This window comes from Pedosphaera parvula Ellin514, from assembly GCF_000172555.1.
GTDB lineage: Bacteria > Verrucomicrobiota > Verrucomicrobiia > Limisphaerales > Pedosphaeraceae > Pedosphaera.
Genome location: NZ_ABOX02000012.1, coordinates 123,786 through 143,529 on the forward strand (window position 1 = coordinate 123,786; position 19,744 = coordinate 143,529).

The 19,744-nt window shown below is 50.4% G+C and carries 22 protein-coding genes; 7 read left to right on the forward strand and 15 right to left on the reverse strand.

Features of this window, described 5'->3' with window-relative positions:
* Positions 1-85 precede the first annotated feature (85 nt).
* From CFLAV_RS11845 to CFLAV_RS11865, 5 genes are all read right to left on the reverse strand, one after another.
* Entirely contained in the window at positions 86-583 is a 498-nt protein-coding gene (locus CFLAV_RS11845; RefSeq protein ID WP_040548201.1) for a PqiC family protein, read from the reverse strand.
* A gap of 83 nt (positions 584-666) precedes the next feature.
* Positions 667-1,668: an MlaD family protein gene (locus CFLAV_RS32215; RefSeq protein ID WP_007414962.1), complete on the reverse strand. Its 1,002-nt coding sequence runs from the start codon at positions 1,666-1,668 to the stop codon at positions 667-669.
* The gene (locus CFLAV_RS11855) at positions 1,665-2,444 is read right to left on the reverse strand and encodes an ABC transporter ATP-binding protein (RefSeq protein ID WP_007414963.1); all 780 of its coding nucleotides are present in this window, start codon (positions 2,442-2,444) and stop codon (positions 1,665-1,667) included. Before CFLAV_RS11855 ends, CFLAV_RS32215 begins: the two co-directional genes overlap by 4 nt.
* A 2-nt stretch (positions 2,445-2,446) precedes the next feature.
* Complete coding sequence (locus CFLAV_RS11860; protein WP_202796891.1) at positions 2,447-3,562, reverse strand: MlaE family ABC transporter permease; 1,116 nt, start codon at positions 3,560-3,562, stop codon at positions 2,447-2,449.
* A 165-nt stretch (positions 3,563-3,727) separates the two neighbouring features.
* A complete protein-coding gene (locus CFLAV_RS11865; protein ID WP_040548204.1) occupies positions 3,728-4,522 on the reverse strand; it encodes a ParA family protein in 795 nt (264 codons plus the stop codon).
* A 179-nt stretch (positions 4,523-4,701) separates the two neighbouring features.
* On the opposite strand from CFLAV_RS11865, the gene hpf reads away from it, so the two are divergent.
* From hpf to bioA, 4 genes are all read left to right on the forward strand, one after another.
* Positions 4,702-5,094 (forward strand): ribosome hibernation-promoting factor, HPF/YfiA family, encoded by a 393-nt coding sequence (hpf, locus tag CFLAV_RS11870; protein ID WP_150107374.1) that lies wholly within the window; start codon positions 4,702-4,704, stop codon positions 5,092-5,094.
* A 178-nt stretch (positions 5,095-5,272) separates the two neighbouring features.
* On the forward strand, positions 5,273-6,553 hold the full coding sequence (locus CFLAV_RS11875) for an amidohydrolase family protein (RefSeq protein ID WP_007414967.1): 1,281 nt from the start codon (positions 5,273-5,275) through the stop codon (positions 6,551-6,553).
* Position 6,554: 1 nt separating this feature from the next.
* Positions 6,555-7,748: an 8-amino-7-oxononanoate synthase gene (gene bioF / locus CFLAV_RS11880; protein ID WP_007414968.1), complete on the forward strand. Its 1,194-nt coding sequence runs from the start codon at positions 6,555-6,557 to the stop codon at positions 7,746-7,748.
* A 3-nt stretch (positions 7,749-7,751) separates the two neighbouring features.
* The gene (gene bioA, locus CFLAV_RS11885) at positions 7,752-9,194 is read left to right on the forward strand and encodes an adenosylmethionine--8-amino-7-oxononanoate transaminase (protein WP_007414969.1); all 1,443 of its coding nucleotides are present in this window, start codon (positions 7,752-7,754) and stop codon (positions 9,192-9,194) included.
* A 19-nt stretch (positions 9,195-9,213) separates the two neighbouring features.
* Here bioA and CFLAV_RS11890 read toward each other — a convergent pair whose 3' ends face one another.
* The 3 genes from CFLAV_RS11890 to CFLAV_RS11900 form a co-directional block, all read right to left on the reverse strand.
* Complete coding sequence (locus CFLAV_RS11890) at positions 9,214-11,433, reverse strand: solute symporter family protein (protein ID WP_007414970.1); 2,220 nt, start codon at positions 11,431-11,433, stop codon at positions 9,214-9,216.
* A complete protein-coding gene (locus tag CFLAV_RS11895; protein WP_007414971.1) occupies positions 11,430-11,777 on the reverse strand; it encodes a DUF485 domain-containing protein in 348 nt (115 codons plus the stop codon). Before CFLAV_RS11895 ends, CFLAV_RS11890 begins: the two co-directional genes overlap by 4 nt.
* A gap of 208 nt (positions 11,778-11,985) precedes the next feature.
* Entirely contained in the window at positions 11,986-12,405 is a 420-nt protein-coding gene (locus tag CFLAV_RS11900) for an EVE domain-containing protein (RefSeq protein WP_007414973.1), read from the reverse strand.
* Positions 12,406-12,514: 109 nt separating this feature from the next.
* Between CFLAV_RS11900 and CFLAV_RS11905 the strand changes: the two genes are divergently transcribed.
* Positions 12,515-13,240, forward strand: a complete 726-nt coding sequence (locus CFLAV_RS11905; protein WP_007414974.1) for a YggS family pyridoxal phosphate-dependent enzyme — start codon at positions 12,515-12,517, stop codon at positions 13,238-13,240.
* Positions 13,241-13,414: 174 nt separating this feature from the next.
* Positions 13,415-13,603, forward strand: coding sequence for a hypothetical protein (locus CFLAV_RS34875; RefSeq protein ID WP_150107375.1), 189 nt, complete (start codon positions 13,415-13,417; stop codon positions 13,601-13,603).
* 72 nt (positions 13,604-13,675) lie between these two features.
* Here CFLAV_RS34875 and CFLAV_RS11915 read toward each other — a convergent pair whose 3' ends face one another.
* Genes CFLAV_RS11915 through CFLAV_RS11925 form a run of 3 tightly spaced genes read right to left on the reverse strand, consistent with a single transcriptional unit; the run spans position 13,676 to position 15,420 of the window.
* Positions 13,676-14,044: a hypothetical protein gene (locus CFLAV_RS11915; RefSeq protein ID WP_007414976.1), complete on the reverse strand. Its 369-nt coding sequence runs from the start codon at positions 14,042-14,044 to the stop codon at positions 13,676-13,678.
* Between the two features lie 56 nt (positions 14,045-14,100).
* The gene (locus CFLAV_RS11920; protein WP_007414977.1) at positions 14,101-14,466 is read right to left on the reverse strand and encodes a cupin domain-containing protein; all 366 of its coding nucleotides are present in this window, start codon (positions 14,464-14,466) and stop codon (positions 14,101-14,103) included.
* A gap of 30 nt (positions 14,467-14,496) precedes the next feature.
* Positions 14,497-15,420, reverse strand: coding sequence for a DMT family transporter (locus CFLAV_RS11925; protein ID WP_160164564.1), 924 nt, complete (start codon positions 15,418-15,420; stop codon positions 14,497-14,499).
* 81 nt (positions 15,421-15,501) lie between these two features.
* Between CFLAV_RS11925 and CFLAV_RS11930 the strand changes: the two genes are divergently transcribed.
* Entirely contained in the window at positions 15,502-15,870 is a 369-nt protein-coding gene (locus CFLAV_RS11930) for a rhodanese-like domain-containing protein (protein WP_007414979.1), read from the forward strand.
* A 12-nt stretch (positions 15,871-15,882) separates the two neighbouring features.
* Here the strand turns inward: CFLAV_RS11930 and CFLAV_RS11935 are convergent, their stop codons facing one another.
* The 4 genes from CFLAV_RS11935 to CFLAV_RS11950 all read right to left on the reverse strand — a co-directional run bounded on the left by CFLAV_RS11935 (position 15,883) and on the right by CFLAV_RS11950 (position 19,694).
* Complete coding sequence (locus CFLAV_RS11935) at positions 15,883-17,529, reverse strand: aminotransferase class V-fold PLP-dependent enzyme (protein ID WP_007414980.1); 1,647 nt, start codon at positions 17,527-17,529, stop codon at positions 15,883-15,885.
* Positions 17,530-17,533: 4 nt separating this feature from the next.
* The gene (locus tag CFLAV_RS11940; RefSeq protein WP_160164565.1) at positions 17,534-18,148 is read right to left on the reverse strand and encodes a glycerol-3-phosphate acyltransferase; all 615 of its coding nucleotides are present in this window, start codon (positions 18,146-18,148) and stop codon (positions 17,534-17,536) included.
* A 316-nt stretch (positions 18,149-18,464) separates the two neighbouring features.
* Positions 18,465-19,247 (reverse strand): DUF2071 domain-containing protein, encoded by a 783-nt coding sequence (locus CFLAV_RS32220; protein WP_007414982.1) that lies wholly within the window; start codon positions 19,245-19,247, stop codon positions 18,465-18,467.
* A 12-nt stretch (positions 19,248-19,259) separates the two neighbouring features.
* Positions 19,260-19,694 (reverse strand): hypothetical protein, encoded by a 435-nt coding sequence (locus CFLAV_RS11950; RefSeq protein ID WP_007414983.1) that lies wholly within the window; start codon positions 19,692-19,694, stop codon positions 19,260-19,262.
* Positions 19,695-19,744: the final 50 nt, after the last annotated feature.

Genomic DNA, 19,744 nt, shown 5'->3' on the forward strand with positions numbered 1-19,744 from the left:
CTTAATCTTTGCTGCCAGCCAAACTAAACTCGTCTCCACCGTTTCTCGTTCCGGTTCTCGACGGCGTTGATTTTCCCGGAATGCCTTACTGCCCTTGAATTTCTTTGGCAATCTGCTGGCACAACTCCGACAACGCCCCGCTTAGGGCGGCAACACCCGGTCCCGCGTCGGTTTTTGAGCCCGGGAAATTCTTTCGCAACTCAACCCGTCCTTTTCTGACACCGTTGCCATGCAAAATCATCCAATCCCCGGAAACGATGGCTTGGTTTTTGTCCGTCAGTTCAAATCGTGAGATGTTGATGCGCACTTCAAAGTTATTCTCGTCTGAACTCCGCGCAACCGAATTGCGTCCAACCAAAATTCCCAACTCCTCGGAAAGGTTTTCACGCATGGTCCGCTCAATTCCAGCGTGAATGGGTTCCGCCCAATTATAATACTGAAGGTAATCGATCTGGTTCTCGCCTTTGCGTACCGGGAATCCCAGGATTCTCCACATACGAAGCCAAATCAACGCGGCCGAGTTGCACTGATATGTTTCGACTGGACTTGAGTTCGCCTTTGCCGCGCTCGCTGGTGAGCACATAAAATTTGGTGGGATCAGCAGTCGGTTTCAAGCCCAGGCATCCCGTTCCAAATGCGCCTGTTAAAACCAACAATATTGCGAGACTATTTTTGTGGATGTTCATTGAGTTGGGCAGAGCCTTTTTTGCCGGTAAGAATGGCTTTGGGATTCCGTGCAAGATAATCTGACAAAATACGGACCGAGCGCGAGGCATCCGAAAATTCCTGCAGGGCACCATCTATCTGACCGATGAGCGGCGAATCGCTCCCCACCAAGCCGCGTATTTGTTCCAATGTTTGCCGCAGTTCGGTGAGGCTTTTGGTCGCCTCAGCGGTTGTAGTGTTAATGCCGGTCGTAAGAGGATCAAGCTGTTGGTCCAGTCTGGTAAGCACCTTTCGCGTCTCCTCAGAGGTTTTTCCAAGCGAGATGATGGCATCCTTAAGATCACTGGAATTGATCAGTTTGTCGGCGGAATTCAGGACTTTCACCACTCCTTCGCTCATCTGCTTCACTTGCAATTGTCCCACCAACTGGTTCAGTTGTGTGAGTGTCTCATCCAGTTTCGTCGATATTCCCACAATATCAATGCGACCAATCGATTTGATGAATTCGGACAAGCCTGTGGAAATGGAAGGGATTTCCTGATAGGGACCTTCCTTTTGCACAAACTGTGGCGGCCCTGCGTTCTTATAATAATCCAGGGCGATATAAAGTTTTCCAGTGATGAAACTTTCTGACTCCAGGCTGGCTCGCAATCCTTTGTTGATCTGGTCCTTTACATAATTTGGATTTTTGAAAATCTCTGAAGTGCCCCCGCTTGAGAGCACCTGCTTCTCATCAATTTCAATTACCACTGGAATTCGCGAGGCTTCCCCGGTGTCGTCCACTTTGATCTGTATCCTCTTGACCGTGCCGACCGGAACCCCTTTAAATTTTACCGGCGCACCCACCACCAAACCATTAACCGAATCCGAGAAGTATACCACCAATGGGACACGGTGTGAAAAGAATCTGCCGGATCCAAAGAGGACGATTGTCCCCACCAGCAGGACCAAACCACCTACCACGAATGCGCCGATTTTGGCTGGATTTGCTTTCATGCTCATAAGACGGCCTCCTTTTTTCCCAGGTTTTCTGCACCTCTGGATAAGAATTCTTTAACTTCCGGATCGGTCGTTTCCTCAAGCAATCGCCTGGGATTTCCCCTGGCGGTCACCGTCTTCGCCTGGGCACTCAAGTATATGGAGTTATCCCCGATTGCAAAAATGCTGGCCAATTCATGAGTCACCACAACAACCGTGGTCTGCAGGCTGTCGCGCAATTGAAGAATCAATTCGTCCAAACGTCGTGAACTGATCGGATCGAGACCCGCCGACGGTTCATCCAGAAATAAAATGTCTGCATCCAGGGCCATGGCACGGGCAAGACCGGCCCGCTTGGCCATTCCTCCCGATATCTGCGAAGGATAATACTCTTCAAAACCCTTCAACCCGACCAGTGCGAGCTTTAGCCGCACGATCTCCTTAATTTGCGCCGGTGCAAGCCGGGTGAATTGTTCCAAAGGCAAAGCAACGTTCTCCTCCAACGTCATTGAACTCCACAACGCGCCGCTTTGAAACAGGACCCCGAATTGTCGAACCATTTCATTGCGCTGCTCAGGAGGGGCTGCAGTGAAATTAACGCCATCAAAGTAAACCGCTCCTCGCGCAGGTTCCAGCAAGCCAGTCATCGCTTTCAGCAACGTGCTCTTCCCGCTGCCGCTCCCGCCCATGATGATGAAAATCTCTCCCCTTTTGATCTGGACGTTCACATCGCGCATCACGACATAGGCACCATAGCGGAGTTCCATATCTTTGGCTTCGATTTTTGGTTGTTCGCCCATGTTTAAATTCCGAATACGTTCAAAATCACTGCAAAAATTGCGTCGGCGATGACGATGACGGTGATTCCCGTAACGACTGCGGAAGTCGTGGCCAATCCAACGGCCGCGGCATCGTTCCCGCATTGGATGCCGCGCAGGCAGGATGTCATGGCCACCAGTACGCCGAATACAAAACTCTTCACGATGCCAATGAAGAAATGCGTCAACGTGACCGCTGCCACAGTTTCCTGCCAATATTCTGCGAACGAGAAATTAAGCATGGCCAGGGCAACAACGCCTCCCCCGACAATGGCCATAAGGTCCGCAAAGATGCAGAGAACTGGAAACATGAGCCAAAGGCACATTATCCTGGGCATGACTAAAAACTCAATTGGCGAGATCCCCAGGGTTTTGTAGGCGTCTATCTCCTGGTTCACCTTCATGGTACCCAGTTGAGCTGCAAAGGCGGCACCGGTCCGACCACACATAATTACCGCCATCATAATGACGCCCATTTCCCGCATTGTTGCAATTCCCACCAAATCAGCCACGTAGATGGCAGCTCCGAATTTACTTAACTGCACAGCGCCAACAAATGCCAGAATCGCTCCGACAAGGAAATTGATTAAGGCGACGATTGGAAGTGCATCCGGTCCACACTGCTGCATGATCAACCAAACTTCGGTCCACCGGTATCTTGCCTTCCTTTTGGCAAGGGCGAGAAATGCAATGGTGCAATCCCCAATGAATTTCAGGGTTTCTTCCCCGGAACGTCTCAACCCAAGCACCCCAAGTCCGATCTTCTCAAAAATGCCAGGCCTGGTCTGAAGAGATCTGGCGTCCTTCTTTTCCGGAACGGCGAGCGCGAGGACTATCAGGCGTTGCACGGATTGGGGAAGGCCGCTTTGATCGAATGCGATCTTCCGCTCCATTGCAAGTTCCCGGCACCGCATGACCAGGCCAATCAGTCCAGAGCTCCACGAGGTAACTTTCGAGACGTCGAACGAAAGCGCCCGGATCGATTCGTCCACATCGAGTTTATTGGACACACCTCCGACGTCAGGAAAGACCTCTCCTGATTTCCAATCACCGGATGCCACAACCTGCAGCTTTCCAGTTTCAGGAGAGCGAAATTCCAATTTAGGTTGTGAATCTTTAGAAACCGTCGATTCCGGCATGCCTGTTTCCTCTATTTCCCAACTTCCAGCGTCCCAACCACTTGCTCAAAAGTATTACTATCTAGGGAACGCGTCCAGAGGAATAGGGCCATTTCCCCGCCACGATTGCAAGCCCGCGAGCAAGCCTTATTCGGTCGCTCGCTCTCCAGCTTGTAACCTTTCTGCTACTTCTTGCGCCAATAATTCATAAGCGGCCGAGGCGGGATTATATTTGTCATAGTAAATGATCGGTTTTCCAAAGCTTGGAGCTTCTGCCAACTTTGTTGTGCGCGGAATCATGGTTTCAAAAACCTTGTCGCCAAAATGTTCCCGCACCTCGCTGACGACGGTCTGAGCCAGTTTTGTCCGTCCATCATACATGGTCATGACCACCCCGAGCAGTTCAAGCCGTGCATTTACGCCATTATCACGCAACTGGGTTAAAATCCGGTTTACCATGGAAATACCCTCCAAGGCAAAATATTCGCATTGCAATGGAACCAACAGACCATCCGCAGCAGCAAATGCATTCATGGTGAGAATGCCCAGCGAAGGGGGGCAATCCAAAAGTATTATGTCAAAGCGACCCGAATCAATAACCGGTTTTAGAGCCTGACTCACTCGCAGCAAGTAATTCTCCGTCCGAGCAAGTTCAATGTCCACTGCGCACAGATCCACCTCGCCGGGAATGATATCCAATCCTTTATAGGCGGTTTTTTGCACCTTTTCCAACAAAGTGCCTTCGCCCAGTAACGGTTTGTAAGCACTGCCGCCCTCCGTCTTTTCAACGCCTACACCGCTGGTGGCATTGGCCTGGGGGTCCAGATCGAACAGTAGAACCTTTTTTCCCATTGCCGCTATACAGGCAGCTAAATTGACCGCAGTAGTGGTTTTACCCACCCCGCCTTTTTGATTGGCAACCGCTATGACTTTCGTTGGCACGGTGAAGATGTAATGTTAACCGATGGCTTATTCAAGGTTTTCGCACATTTTTCACCGCGCGTAGGCCTCAAAAAAACGCATTAACTGCGTCTATTTTCATTTTACAGTGCTGTGTAAGTCTGGAAGGTTTCCCTATTTCTGAATTCTAAAATAATTTTAACAAAATTAGATAAACACTTTTGCTGGATTTTCTTCATTTCCCGTCGCAAAGTACTGGTATGAAATTGATTCTGACGACGCACAATCTGACCCTGACTCAAGCCATTGAAAATCATATTTTAAGCCGGATAGATAAACTCGAGCATTTCGACCGCTTCGCCATCAACGCCCGGGTTACTTTGGACCACGATTCCACGAAAGCTGTAAACCGTCAGTTCAAATGTTCCATGCGTCTAGCTGTCCCAGGACCTGATTTGTTTGCGGAGGATTCTGAAGGCGATATGTACGCCGCCATTGATTTGGTTACCAAAAAAATTGAACAGCAAATTCGTAAGCGTCAAAGCAAACATAAAGCGCGCAAGCATACGGTCGCCTCACGCACCAAACGCAGTCGCCAGGAAGCAGAAATTTAAGTTGCAGTCCATAATTCATTTGGGAAAAGGGGAAGTTGGATGCCTTACCCGCATCACTTCCCTGGCCTTGGATAACTTGACCTTTTCCCTTTCGGTAATCTCTTGAGAACTATTTTGCACAACAACTCCCACTCTGCTTGCTGCTGTAATTTGCGCGGAGCACATTGACTTTTTCCAGATGCTCGTACGTGCCCGCACCATCCTTCCTGTCTCCAGACCTCCGATTGAGGACGGCGCTATTTCCATTTCCGGCCATCGAATCCGCTTCGTGGGCCCATGGAAGGATGTTTCTCGCACAAGCCAGCGTCGAGCCATTGATTTGGGTGACGTCATCCTTTTACCTGGGTTAATCAATGCGCACTGTCACCTGGATTACACTCACATGGCTGGGCAGTTTCCACCTCCGAAGGTGTTTACGGATTGGATCAAACTAATCACTGCGGGCAAGGGAACATGGTCCTATTCAGAATTTGCTCTCTCCTGGATCGAGGGGGCAAAGATGCTTCTCCGCACCGGCACCACCACTGTGGGCGACATTGAGGCCATTCCTGAGCTCCTCCCGGACGTTTGGGCTTCAACTCCAATGCGCATCTTCTCCTTCCTGGAAATGACAGGCGTAAAAAGTCGTCGTCCTCCGGAGGAAATTGTGCAAACGGCGATGGAGAAGCTTCGTTCCCTGCCCATCTATCGTTGCCGGGTTGGCTTGTCGCCCCATTCTCCTTACTCTACTGCTCCAAAATTGCTAAATCTTGCCACCCAAGTGACCAGACAGAAACACCTCCGGGTCGTGACTCACGTATCCGAATCCGACCAGGAGTACGACATGTTCATGCACCGCCGCGGGCAGCTTTTTGATTGGCTCGCGCGCAATGAACGCGATATGTCTGACTGCGGCCTCGGCTCACCCATCCAACACATGGAACGCGCCGGTGCCCTATGCGAGAATCTCCTGGCAGTCCATGTAAATTATACTGCTCCCGGCGACGCCCTGCTTCTCGGAAAACGCAAAGTAAGTGTTGTGCATTGCCCCCGTAGTCATGCTTATTTCAAACACCAAGCCTTTCCCTTGCATGAACTGACCGCAGCCAGGGTGAACCTTTGCCTCGGCACTGACAGCTTGGCCAGTGTTTACCAAGGTCGCAAGAAAACCGTCGAACTGAACATGTTCGAAGAAATGCGCGAGTTGGCCGCCACATCCCCCAACCTGTCCCCTGAAACCATTCTCAAAATGGCCACCATCAACGGAGCAAGGGCTTTGGGCATGAAAGGCGAAGCAGGTCAACTCGTCGCTGGAGCCTTTGCCGATCTCATTGCCATTCCGTACTCGGGGAGGACCTCAGCTGTTTATGATGCGGTTCTGGAACATCCTGGGGACGTGACCAGCAGTATGATCAACGGACGTTGGGCTATTCAGCCACTCGGCTTGCAAGACACACCTACTCCAGGGAGTCATAAATAGCGTGAAAGATTTCAACGATGAATTGCGGTGCCGCCTGGACCAAATTCGCGATCAAGGATTATATCGCGAACTTCGACAGGTGGATTCACCTCAATCGCCTCGGATTGAACTGAACGGCAAACCGTTCCTGAACTTTTCGTCTAACGATTACCTCGGACTCGCAAACCATCCAGATTTAAAGGCAGCCGCGATCAAAGCGATTGAAAAGTTTGGAGCCGGTTCCGGAGCTTCACGCCTTATCTGTGGCTCGTTGACGCCCCATTTCGAACTGGAAGCAGCCCTTGCCGCTTTCAAGGGTACGGAATCTGCGCTTTCCTTCTCTTCCGGTTATGCTGCGGCTGTGGGCACTATTTGCGCTCTGCTCGGGAAGGATGACGTAATTATTTTGGATAAGCTGGTTCATGCTTGCATCGTGGACGCCGCACGCCTCTGCGGCGCCAAGCTCCGCGTGTTTGCCCACAATGATCTGAACGAACTGGAAGAAATCCTCCGCTGGGCAAATGAACGCATTTCTGTAGTTTCTGGAACTCAGCGCCCACGAACACTAGTTGTTACCGAGAGCGTTTTCTCCATGGATGGTGATCTCGCTCCACTTCGGGAAATTGTCGAGCTGAAAGAAAGATATGGCGCGTGGCTCATGGTGGATGAAGCTCATGCCACCGGTTTGTTTGGTCCGAACCGACGCGGCCTCGCCGAGGAAGCAATGGTCTCAGATCGTATTGAAATTCAGATGGGCACGTTGGGAAAAGCTCTTGGGGCCAGCGGCGGTTACATTTGCGGCTCAAAAGTGCTTATCGATTACCTGGTCAATCGCGCCCGCAGCTTTATTTTTTCAACCGCGCCAGTTCCTGCGGCCTCCGCTGCTGCGACAGCCGGCATTCAGTTGGTGCAGTCTTCAGAAGGTGCTGAACGAAGCGCCAGGTTGCGACAACTTCTTGGTCGTTTGATGGAGGGGCTCAATAAGGCAGGTTGGAATTTTGAGGCTCTCTCCAGCAGCATTGTTCCGCTGATCTTTGGTGAAGAAGTCAAGGCTGTCTCCCTGGCAACCAAACTTCGCGAACAAGGGCTTTTTGTTCCTGCAATTCGATATCCTACTGTTGCTCGTGGTTCAGCCAGGCTCCGCGTCACCCTCACCGCCGGTCATACGACAGAAGATATTGCACAGCTCCTCAAGGCGTTGGCGTTTTCCATCTAAATCATGCACAAACTGGCCCAACTCGATCATGATTACGTTTGGCATCCCTTCACGCAAATGCGCGATTGGCTGAAACAGGAGCCGATCGTGATCACTTCTGGCCACGGTGTTGTTCTCAAGGACGCGCGAGGAAAGGAATATCTCGACGCCAACTCGTCCATTTGGACAAATCTACATGGCCATAATCATCCAAAGATCAATGCCGCCATTAAAAAGCAACTAGGAAAAATCTCTCATTCCTCCGCTTTGGGTTTCGCCAATGAACCAGCTTCCCTGCTCGCTCAACGTCTTATAACCGTCGCCAATGCGTTACCCTCCGCCAATGCTCCTCGCGGGAGCTCAAAGTCTTCCTTATTAAATCCCAAACTGAGCAAAATCTTCTATTCAGATGATGGTTCCACTGCCATGGAAGTGGCTCTTAAGCTTGCCTACGAATATGCTCGTCGTTCCGGTCGCAGCAAGAAGCCAAAGTTCCTCTCTCTGGAAGGCGCCTATCATGGGGACACTGTCGGTGCGGTCAGCGTGGGGCATATCGATCTATTTCATAAGGCGTATTCAGGCCTCCTCTTTCAAACGGATAAGGTGATGGCTCCCTATTGTTACCGCTGTCCATTTAATCGCGCCAAACCGGAGCGCGCCGATGCGCGGGATTATCGTAAGTGCAACTTCGAGTGCACCGGCATCGTCGAAGAGCAATTTGCTGCGCAAAAGAAAACGGGGAATCCCTACGCCGCCATGGTTGTTGAACCGCTGATGCAAGGCGCTGCTGGAATGATTCCCCAACCCACGGGCTGGCTCCGCCGTGTTGCTGAGATTGTTCGTGGCCACGGTGCTCAACTTGTTGCCGATGAAGTCATGACTGGTTTCGGACGCACCGGTTCGCTCTTCGCCAGCCACCAGGAAAGTGTTCAACCTGATTTCCTCGCGGTCGCCAAAGGAATGACCGCCGGTTATCTACCGATGGCAGCCACGCTCACCACCCAGGCGGTATTTGATGCCTTCCTGGGCGATTATTCAGAGTTTAAAACGTTTTTTCACGGCCACAGTTTTACGGGCAATCAACTCGGTGCTGCTGCCGCTTTAGCCAGCTTGGATGTCTTGGAAAGCAAGCAAAGCCTTTTGGCAAGGCAGAGACTTGAAGAGACCTTGCGCGTGGAATTGCAAAAACTTTGGTCGCTTCCACAAGTGGGTGATATTCGCCAGGTCGGTTTGGTGGCTGGCATTGAGTTGGTAAAAGATTGGACCACCCGGGAACAATTTCATCTTCGCGAACGTGCCGGCATTCGAGTCTGCGAAGCCATGGCTAAACGAGGTGTGCTCACACGTCCAATCGGGAGCGTGGTCGTCCTGATGCCTCCCTATTGCAGCACATTGTCTCAAGCGCGGACCATGGTGCGTGCGCTCGGGGAATCCATTCAGGAAACTTTTTCAACACAGAAGAGATAGCGCTTCGGTCATCGCCCGCTCAGTGCATCTGCTGGTCCTGTATGTATTCCTGCTTCAGCCCAAGTTTTTCGGGAGCGTGCAAAACCAGCATTTTCATGCGGATATCTTTCGGGACATCTTTGCTGGTCAGCTTTGAAATAATAATCATCAATCCAATCGCCAAAGGAACAGCCCATATAGCTGGTTGCTCGCACAGGATTCTAATCAATGGATTGGCCTGCCAGTAGTGCTCCAACGGCAGCAACTTCAGATCGCTAAAGCTGGTCAGTGAAATGCCGCCCAAGGCCAGCAGTCCGCCACCCAACATTCCACAGGCTGCGCCTTTCATCGTCATCCCACGCCACCAGGTGCTTAGAAAGAGCAACGGAAAATAGCTGGCTGCGGCAATTGCAAACGCCTGTCCCACCATGAAATTAATGTCGAATTTCTCGACCTGCGTTCCCAGCAGGATGGCTATGATGCCAATAATCACGGCACATACTTTGAAAGCCTTGAGTCTTTGCTCCGCTGTGGATTGTGGCTTGAGAATGCGCCCATAAACATCATGCGCCAAAGCGCCAGTCATCGAGACCAGCAGTCCGCTGAAAGTGCTCATGAATGCCGCAAAGGCTCCGGCACAGGTAATCCCACTCAGAATGGAACCTAGACCTGGATATTTCTGGTTCAATAAACTGGGCAACTCCAAAACGACTTTGTCCGTCCCCTTTGCCCCCACGGCAGAGTAAAGCTCAGGCAATAAATTCCTTCCCAGAACTCCGAACACCGGCGGAAACACATAAAACACCCCGATCAAAATCATCACCCACATGGTGGTGCGTTTTGCGGCGACTCCATCAGGATTTGTATAAAATCTCACGAGGATGTGCGGCAGACCTGCGGTCCCACAGACCAAGGCGATAATCAGTGAGTAAGTGTAGAGTAGTGAATAGGGCCTTTGATGATTGTCGAACCATTCCTGCTGCACCTGTTTCGTCAAGGCTGCCTTGTATTGCTCCATCTCGCTGGTCTTTACTATCCTGAAGAAATTTTCTTCGACTGGCACGAAACTTAAACCGAGCTTTCCAAAAGCTTCGTCCACTAACGTTTTGAATTCGGTTCCGGTGGTCGGTTTCTTTGCGTTCGATTGCAGGCCCAGATTTAGAGGTGCCAGGTCCTTCCATTGGGTAAGTTGACCATCCAGTTTTTGGTCGAGCTTTTCCTGATGTGGATTATCGCGGGGTAATAAAGTGCGCCCGGTCAACTCACCATAAATCGCCAGTGCCTGCTTGGCGTCCATTTTACCGAGATCAAACAGCCCTACTTCCTCCGGTGTAACACCTGGTTTCGTAGGCACCTGTTTGAACTGACTGGCATCGGGTGTAATCGCAGCCGAAGCCGTCTTCACCGCTTTGGTGGTCAGAGATCCAAACGGATTCAACCAGGCATCGTCTCTTGGGGCCTTCTCTGGGAGTGCTTTTCTCTCCGGATATACCTGCCATTTCTCTACACGGTGAGTCGCTTCAGCCCGTCGCAACAATTCTGGACCATCGGTATCTTTGGGCGCGACATTGAGAAGCTTATCCTTTGCGGGCAGCTCAGGACCATTAACGGAAATTTGGCTTCCGTAAAATCCATACACACTCATCAACACAAAAACGGGCACGCAAATCGCAAACATCTTGATCCAATACTGAACCGCCTGCACCAGGGTTATCCCCTTCATTCCACCAAGGGCCACGTTTATCGTGATCACGGCTCCCACCACAATGACTCCCACCTTGTAATCCAATCCGGGGAAAATGTACGAGAGCGTCGTCCCTGCACCCTTCATCTGTGGCATGGTGTAGAAGAACCCAATAAAGAGAACGAAGATGACAGCGATTTTACGAAATACCGGTGAGTCATATCTGCCTTCAGCAAAGTCCGGAATGGTATACGCTCCGAACCTTCGCAATGGACCGGCAATAAAGAGCAACAAAAAGAGATAACCACAGGCATAGCACACCGGATACCAGAGGGCATCGTAACCATTTTTCATCACCATGCCTGCCACGCCCATGAATGAAGCTGCAGAGAGATACTCTCCGGATATGGCGGAAGCATTCCAACCTACGGAAACCGACCGTCCAGCCACAAAGAAGTCACTGGCCGTCTTTGATTTCTTCGCAGACCAAAATCCCATGCCGACGGTTACCAGCACAGTTACGAGCGAAAAGATCAGAATCCAGGGATCGACCACCATGGCGAGCATAAGGTTCATAATCTGTGTTCCTGCACTTCCTCTTCCTGTTCGACCGGATACTTGAGTTTCGCCTTTTCAATCGCCGTAACTTCACTCTGCTCCAACGAAATGGAACGTTTGATGAACACCCAGGCGATTACCCACACGAATGGGAAGAACAAAATTCCGAGAATGAGCCAGGTCAGCGTGAAACCTGCCATGCGTGTTGCCATCAATTCCGGATAAAAGTAATTGAGCAATGGCAGTCCGAGCAGCGCCATCAGAAAGGCAGCTCCACAAGCAACTGAAAGTGTGAGTTGCCGCCGCATCAGCAGATGCAAAAACTCTTCACTATGTGGGTCAAGTCTCTTCGGCTTTTTCATGAATGGTAATTTTCTACCAAAAAGCCTTTCGAAGTCCAAGCATTAGCTTCGTAAAGCAGATGGCCATATCGGCATTCAGTCCCGGATTATTCCTCCATCAATGATCAGGAATGGGCCTTCGCCGGAAAATGAAGACTGTCATGGTCGTTAAAGCCAACACGTCCAATCTCAAAGAATAAACCAGAAATGCCTTTGTTAATCGTATCGGCTAGCATTTGGTTTCAGCCAGCTTCATCAGATGCTCAAACTGTTCTTTATTTAAGGAAGTGACCGACAATCTCGACTGACGGACAAGCAGCATATCTTTCAAAATTTTATCCGCTTTAATAACCTCGAGGGTCACCGGTTTTCCTAAAGTTTTTACGGGAACCAAGTCCACCGCGACCCAATCTCCCTCCGTCGCAGTTGGATCGGCATAGCCTTCCTTTTCCACTTTGGCCAACCCCACAACCTGCTTCTCACTGACGCTATGGTAAAAAAGCACGAAATCCCCTTTTTTCATGGATCGAAGATTATTGCGAGCCAGAAAATTTCTTACCCCGGTCCAAGCGGTTTTTCCGTCCTTCACGAAGGTTGTCCAGGAATAAGCCTCGGGTTCCTGTTTTACGAGCCAATAGTTTTTCGCCATAGTTCTCCTGTTTTACCTATCTCCACAAATTCTTGCAACGCCATGCCTTCCGGATTTACCCGGAAAATTCCTTGTTTTCCACCGCTCCATTCTATGGCTTAATTTCATCATGGCTTTAGCTGAAAACCTGGAAAAAATTCAACAACGAATCAACGCTGCTTGTGAAAGGGCCGGACGGCAGCCGGAGACGGTTACACTTCAAGCAGTCAGCAAGGGGCAGTTGCCGGCTGCCATCCGGGAAGCCAGCAAACTGGGATTAACTCTCTTTGGCGAAAATAAAGTGCAGGAAGCCAAGGCAAAAATCGGACAATGTCCCGCCAATCTCCGCTGGCATATGATCGGTCATTTGCAATCCAATAAATGCCGTGATGCAGTCCACTTCTTTCAGATGATCCAAAGTGTCGATAGCCTTGCCCTGGCTCAGGAAATCGATAAATGGGCTGACAAGTCAGCCAAAACAATGCCCATATTGTTGGAAGTCAACATTGCGGGCGAGTCGAGCAAATTTGGCTACCGGCCTGACCAATTGCTTTCGGAACTCCTCCAGATCAATGCGCTGCACAAAATTGAAATTCACGGCCTGATGACCATTGCCCCGTGGACTCCTGAGCCCGAGAAAGTGCGCCCCATCTTCCAGAAACTCCGCCTGCTAAAGGAAGAATGCGAAAAAATTCTTGGTGCGCCGTTGCCGCATCTGAGCATGGGGATGAGCGGCGATTTCGAAATAGCCATTGAAGAAGGCGCCACCATTGTTCGCATCGGTACCGCCTTATTTGGTCCGCGTGCCAGGGCTACCAAGGATACCAGGGAGACCAAGCAAAACGGTGAGGTCTAGATTGGCGTTCGGCTTCAACTTTTAGATTTAACTTTTGCCAGATCACGGTAAAATATCGTTGTGACCGTTGAAATGTTCAGAACTGAATTAGCAGAAGCTCTCAAGGCATATGAAAAGTACATCATATGCATAGATAAAACGCCGGACAAATTTGAAGAGTCACTGTATTCGCTCATGCAAAAAGCCATTAAGGCTTATGAAACTCGCGGCCCCACTCTCCGGCATGGAATTGCTCTGGACCGGCAGGTAACGATCATTCTCAGCCAGACGGACGAAGAACGTCCCTTGTGTGGAATCTATTTTAACCTCCACTCTCCCTACCAAAAACAGGGAACTGCCAAAGCCACAGGCGCCCATAAATAACCGGAAGCCTAAGCTGCCTCGGAACGCATGGTTTTATTTCAAGCTGGCCATGCGCACCGTCTTTTCAAGCAATCAATTCCCCCTCAGTTCGTCTCCTGGTTGCACTTCACCATTGACGATGTCAGCAACGATGTTTTCCTGTTGTTGTGGCCCGGTTACTTTTACTTCTCCAACTTTCAGTCCACGGCGATAGACACTCAAGCGTGTGTCGTTCGCTGGCATGGTGCCAACTGGAAAACTAAGCACTGCATATCGGGCATTCTCCCCTACCATCGCGACCCGTCCCGTCATCATGTTCTCGGGGGTTACGATAAATTTTTCATTCGGTTTCCGCGGATAGGCAGTTCCCAGGGTTCCCTCGGGAGCCTTGCCTGCTCTCCTTCCAGCACATCCAGTGACAAGCATGCCACCTAAAAGTAACAGAAATATCAAGAATCGCATGGCAGGAGTAAAGTGTTCGAGCGCTTTCTGGTCAACTCACAAAATAACAGGCAATCCTAAGGCTCCGTTATGATTGTGTCGCTATGCTCATATGCCGGAGCGCAGCAGCAGAGCAGTTTGAGCGTTTCCTGGCCCGTATTCCAAAGTTTGTGCTTTTGCCCCGGCGGAATGGCGATCGCGTCGCCCGCCTTCACGTCCCGGACTTCGTTTTCAATCCGGATCCTTCCAACGCCCGATGTAATAAAATAAATTTCTTCTGCCTTGGAGTGATAATGCTCCTGCGTACTTTGATTTACCGGAACACGCGCCTCTGCCAGACTTTGATTTTTGATGATTGAATTCCGGTAAGCCAGGAGTTCCCGGATTTCCGATCCATCCTTGGTTTTGAACGCCTGCATTTCTGCAATGTTTCTTATATCCATGATTCGTCCTTTGGTATTTCGTGGTAATCATTAATCCATGGGAGCCCACCATCGTCCCATTACTTTCTCCCATTTCACCTGGCCTAAAACGACTCCGCTCACGATCAAAACCATGGCTTCCAGAAAGGTTTTGGTGAATGGTTCGTTGAGGCAGAAATAAGCCCATGACATCGTACTGAGGGGAATTAAATTGTTAAACAAAAAAACCCGGCTCGTCGGCCAGTGCATGAGTGCGTTGTTCCAAAGTGCATAGGCACACACGCCGCCACCCACAAAACAATAAGTCTGCACGAGCACCAAATCTGCCCGCCAGACCAGTTCGCGCCCGAAGATTTCAATTAAAGCCAGTGGAAGCAGCAGCAAACCAGCCCGCCACATGGTATGCGCGCTCACTTCGGCACCGGTAAGCGAGGCAGCCAAAACTCGTCCCTGACGACCATAATTTGCCCACATGATGCTGGCAGTCAACCCAAGCATTTCACCGCCCAACCTGGTGTTGCCAAACTTCAAGGATGGCCATACCAAGACCACTACCCCGCTCAAAGCCAGCAGGGTAGCCCCATATCTTTGAGCAGACCGCCAGTTTCTGGACGGCCTTTCCTCCCAAAGAAGTGCCCAAACTGGAGAAGCTCCGAGATATAAGGCGACGTGTGAGGCCGACGTAAGTTGCATGGCCCAATTGAATGCGACAATGTAAATCGCCAGACTCAATCCCCCCCGCAGCCACAAATCCCGCTTCAACGCGGGTTTAATCGGTTTGGGAACTCCTAGCCACGTGGTCCAGCGTAAAATGGCGAGCATCAATAATCCCGCACACAAAAATCGTGTGGTTCCAACCCAGATTGGCGGCCACGAAGCGAGGACGAACTTGCTTCCTGCATTGCTCGCACCCCACAAAAATACCGCCAGCATCAACCAGCTGGTAATAATTCCGTTCGACTTTGTTCCAGACACCGTATGAGTAAGCGGTTTACGTGTCCTCCAGGCAATTGGAAATTCATTTGACCTCTGTGGTCCACTCATTAACTTTTATCCATGGATCATTCACCTGGGTTCTTGAAGATCGTTAACGAGGCGCAACCACGCGTCAAAGAAATCACCATCGAGCAGGCCCGCGAACGCCTTGCGAAAAATCCCAAGGCCGTCCTTATCGACGTGCGTGAGGATTCCGAATGGCAGAAAGGGCATGCTGCTGAAGCGATGCACCTGGGAAAAGGCATTCTGGAACGTGATATCGAGAAAGCCATTCCCGATCAGAATACAGAGCTGATCATGTATTGTGGCGGCGGCTTTCGTTCCATCATGTCCGCAGACAATGCCCAGAAGATGGGCTACAAGAATGTCTATTCGCTGGCAGGGGGGTACAAAGCCATGCTGCAAGGCCAATGGCCGATGAAGACTTAAGCCTGGCCAGTTCTAACTCCCGGCAATCGGAACGTTCGGAGTTGGCGTGGATTGCGTCCGGCGGAAACAAATTCGGTTCAGATGGTTCAGCAGTGAGACCAACTTTTCCTGGGTAAACTCGCCCATGATGCAAATCTGAATCAAATTATGCCTTCGCAAATAGTCGCTATTGTAGCTTAACAGGAACCCGGCTTCCTGAAGTTGTGCACCTACTTTTAAAGAATTGATCTGCGACGGAAGTGAGATTGAAACCACTGCGGAAGAAGCCTCATGATCTTCCGCCAGGAGGTTGAATCCAATTTCTTTCAATTTGCTCCGCAGCCATGCTGAGGTTTGACTTAGTAGAGAAAATCGCTCGGCCCAATTGACCTTTTTGACCGCGGCATTTAAGGCATAGAGCAAATTGGATGAGTGTGTGAAAGCCACTCCCAGGTTCTTCGCATATAATCCCAAGTCGAGGTAACGAGGCAATTTGGTGGAAGGTTCAATTTGATGATTAAAGAAAACCATTCCCAAGCCAGGGAATGATCGTAATCCCTTGCCGCTCGAGCAGGAGGCAAGAAACACTCCTTCAAGGTTTACGGGCAGCGTGCCAATCGAACTAATCGCATCCACGCAGAGCTTCACGTTGTGTTCCGCACAAATCCGCTTCAACGCTTCTAGGTTGTTTACCAAACCGGCAGAGGTTTCACAATGAACACACCATAGCCAACTCGGATGAACCGCGGCGATACGCTGTTTGATGAGTTCCAAGTCGAATGATTTCCCCCAAGGATATTGCACCAACTCAAAATCCAACGCTTGACGCCGCGCATGATCCACCAATCTTTCACCAAACTCACCGTTAGTGACGATCAGGCCGGGCTTTTGCTCCAGGGACAACTGAGCTGCCACTGCGTCATTGGCTAAAGTGCCTGAACCGAGAAGAATTTCCATATTCTTCGCGCCGGTAAGCTCGCAAAGAATCTGTTTGGTCGCTTGAAAGTCCGTTACAAAGCCTTCGGAACGGTGTGACTCGGGCGCCGCTTCAAAAGCCCTGCGGACGTTTCGACTGAGGGCAACAGGTCCCGGCAGAAAATTCACCGTTGGACGTTGGACGTGGCGTGGCGCCCGCGCACTAAGAAATTCTCGAACGCCAGCCTCAAACGACTCGATGCTCAAATACATCGGTTGATACTGGGCTCCTTCAGGACCAACCAAAGGTCCAAAAGGAATAAAACCCAGGTGCTTGTATAGCTTCAATTGCCGGGTGGTCCCAGAGATGATTCCCATGTCATAGCCGTTCTCCACAAAATGTTGCCATATTAAGGACAGCAAACCCTGAAACACCTGGCCGGTTCGGTATTTCTTATCGACGGACAAGAGGCGAATTTCGCAAAGAGATCGATTAAGTGGCAGGTAGGAGTCCAGATTGCTCATCTTTTGGTCGAGTGAAAACGGGCGGTTGGCGCGAGCCGCCAGCATTCCCACTAGTTTTCGACCGCTCAGGCAAATCAAATAAGTATTCTCCGCATGAAACCTATCCACCAACCGTTGACTCGCGGAAGGGGCATGTTGTGGGATTTCCTCGACGAATGTCTTGTAATTGAGTTGATGGATCAGATCAATTTCCCAGTCCTCGTTGGCGATCTTGAAAATAAGTGGAGCGCGCGTTTCCATGAGGTTATTTGATTGGTTGATCCGCTTTCGTTTCGGGGTTTCGGCGTAATACGAAGGAAGTGATTTCCTCTACCAAATTCTTTCGGTGTGCCAACAGGACGAGGCCCGCCAATATCGAAATCAACACAACTTTCAGCGGATCATGATCCATAAACATGCTGGCCAGGGGGAGACAGGCGAAAGCTACCAGGCCGCCGAGAGTGGTGCGGCGCAGGATGAGATAAATAACCGCGAACAAACCAACAAAAGTAAGAGCCAGATGGAAATCGCAAACCGCGAGTGCACCCAAGGAAGTCGCAATCCCCTTTCCACCACGAAATCTTAGCTGAATTGGCCAGACATGACCAAGAACCGCGGCAAGCATCGCGAGTGCCGTTACATGGTTATCTGCGGTAAAGTATCTGGCCACCCAGACTGCTGCCGCCCCCTTCGCAAAATCTCCCACCAGGGTTATCCAAAACCCAGATGAGCCCAGGACACGACCAACATTTCTGGCACCAATGTTTCCGCTACCCATTTCCCGGACATCCTTGCCGATGCGGATGCGCACCAAGTAAAAGCCCGTTGCGATACACCCCAGAAAATAACTGGCAATCAAGATCCAAGTGAGTTGACTCACTTGCATTGATGGCCCGAATGTCTGTTGAAACCACAGCATAAATCAAGAAACCAAACGCCCCGATAGTTCTGTTCTCAAGCTTGAACATTTTGCGACTGTAACTCTTTGAACAGAATACCAAAATCATGCCTGGGGTGTTAATTCATAAAACTGTCGCAGGTATCGAATTAATCGATACTTGAAGCGCACCCTAGGAATGGCTTTTGCAGGAGAATAATCAAACAAATAAGCAGGAGCTAGTCTAATTTTAACAAGAAAACGCCGCTTTCAAAGTTGGCCCTTTTGTTGTGACCATCGCGTTCCTCACAACAGAATCCTAATGGATTCGATGCGGTCGTCCCATCCACACCGCTTTGGCACCTTCCGAATAATTCGCTCCCACTAAACTTGCTCCCTTAAACCAAGACCATTTGTTCATTAACAGGCCCTCTTCGAGAACCGATACATTCACCCTTTTTTGCGACCATGGCGGATGCCAAATCCTGAAGAATCTCTTCTTCCCTTTGACGCATGTGAAAGCTGTGTACCTTTCAACGAGAAATTCATCCAATGACCCAGGCGCGCAAAGATCGAATTTAACTTCCGAATCAAATGTTGCAGCGTACGCGAAGCAGTTCTTATTGGATGTTACTTCACCTTGGACCATCCCACTCTCATGATGGTGCAAATAGCTGAGTTTCCCCGACAGAAATGGCAAGCCAAATGTCCTTGGACCGAGCGCCACGCTTAGTCGGTTGGGAATCCACTCGGACAGGAAGTAAATGCCGCGCTCTCCCTCATGCTGCACATACGTCCTTACATTCAGCAAGCCATGCGAGGCAATTGGCAGAAACGCCAACTCTGCAATCTTTCCTCCAAACACGGGGCGGAGTCTTGCCATCGTAAATGCCACCACACTCACGTACGCTTTGCCATCCCGCAAATCCAGGGGAAATGGCACCTCTCTTTGCAGCACTTCAGGATCCACTTCATAGTGGATGAACAACGGCCTTAACCAATCGCTGTAGAATAATGGTTCACCTCGCCTGGACAGCAACCTTTGTCTCGCATCTTCACCTTGCGGCCCCCTTCCCTCTTCCCGATTGAGAGTGGCTTTCATAAGTTTCGTCCTTCATTTGATTACTCCAAAAGCAGATATCAAATAGGCGACCGCAAACCCGCCATACATAAACAACAAGGCGATATGAATCCAGATGCGCCGGATATTTCCTCTCCAGTGGCTCGAACTATAGTAAGCCACTTGCAGAATAGTCCTGAACCCCCAAAAGATGCCGATGCAGCCTGCCAGCCACCTGTAAACCGAGTTTGCCACGTGACTGCTCATTTCTCCTGCAAAGCGAAGTGTCATCACCGCAAAGATCGTGAGCGTGACAGAGATAAACCATGAGTGCACATGAAAAACCTCACGAATGAGTAACGGCATCCTGCCCAATTCGACCTTCCATTTGATTAGGCGAACCAGGAACAGGTTCAATATCGCAATCCCAAGCTGCATCGCGGCTGCAATTTGAAGGGCAACCTCAAGATTGGAACTGGACATGTCCATAAGTCATTTGAACTAGCCGCCACGTGAGCATCAATCCCTCTGAATCTGCA

What these genes read in the sequence shown, in the direction of transcription:
- CFLAV_RS32215 (WP_007414962.1), bottom strand. Translation starts at nt 1,668, where the DNA reads ATGAGCATGAAAGCAAATCCAGCCAAAATCGGCGCATTCGTGGTAGGT.
- CFLAV_RS32220 (WP_007414982.1), bottom strand. Translation starts at nt 19,247, where the DNA reads ATGAAAGCCACTCTCAATCGGGAAGAGGGAAGGGGGCCGCAAGGTGAA.
- CFLAV_RS11905 (WP_007414974.1), top strand. Translation starts at nt 12,515, where the DNA reads ATGGCTTTAGCTGAAAACCTGGAAAAAATTCAACAACGAATCAACGCT.
- CFLAV_RS11895 (WP_007414971.1), bottom strand. Translation starts at nt 11,777, where the DNA reads ATGAAAAAGCCGAAGAGACTTGACCCACATAGTGAAGAGTTTTTGCAT.
- CFLAV_RS34875 (WP_150107375.1), top strand. Translation starts at nt 13,415, where the DNA reads ATGCAAAAAGCCATTAAGGCTTATGAAACTCGCGGCCCCACTCTCCGG.
- CFLAV_RS11930 (WP_007414979.1), top strand. Translation starts at nt 15,502, where the DNA reads ATGGATCATTCACCTGGGTTCTTGAAGATCGTTAACGAGGCGCAACCA.
- CFLAV_RS11935 (WP_007414980.1), bottom strand. Translation starts at nt 17,529, where the DNA reads ATGGAAACGCGCGCTCCACTTATTTTCAAGATCGCCAACGAGGACTGG.
- CFLAV_RS11950 (WP_007414983.1), bottom strand. Translation starts at nt 19,694, where the DNA reads ATGGACATGTCCAGTTCCAATCTTGAGGTTGCCCTTCAAATTGCAGCC.
- bioA (WP_007414969.1), top strand. Translation starts at nt 7,752, where the DNA reads ATGCACAAACTGGCCCAACTCGATCATGATTACGTTTGGCATCCCTTC.
- CFLAV_RS11920 (WP_007414977.1), bottom strand. Translation starts at nt 14,466, where the DNA reads ATGGATATAAGAAACATTGCAGAAATGCAGGCGTTCAAAACCAAGGAT.
- CFLAV_RS11855 (WP_007414963.1), bottom strand. Translation starts at nt 2,444, where the DNA reads ATGGGCGAACAACCAAAAATCGAAGCCAAAGATATGGAACTCCGCTAT.
- CFLAV_RS11875 (WP_007414967.1), top strand. Translation starts at nt 5,273, where the DNA reads ATGCTCGTACGTGCCCGCACCATCCTTCCTGTCTCCAGACCTCCGATT.
- CFLAV_RS11900 (WP_007414973.1), bottom strand. Translation starts at nt 12,405, where the DNA reads ATGGCGAAAAACTATTGGCTCGTAAAACAGGAACCCGAGGCTTATTCC.
- CFLAV_RS11890 (WP_007414970.1), bottom strand. Translation starts at nt 11,433, where the DNA reads ATGAACCTTATGCTCGCCATGGTGGTCGATCCCTGGATTCTGATCTTT.
- CFLAV_RS11915 (WP_007414976.1), bottom strand. Translation starts at nt 14,044, where the DNA reads ATGCGATTCTTGATATTTCTGTTACTTTTAGGTGGCATGCTTGTCACT.
- CFLAV_RS11845 (WP_040548201.1), bottom strand. Translation starts at nt 583, where the DNA reads ATGTGCTCACCAGCGAGCGCGGCAAAGGCGAACTCAAGTCCAGTCGAA.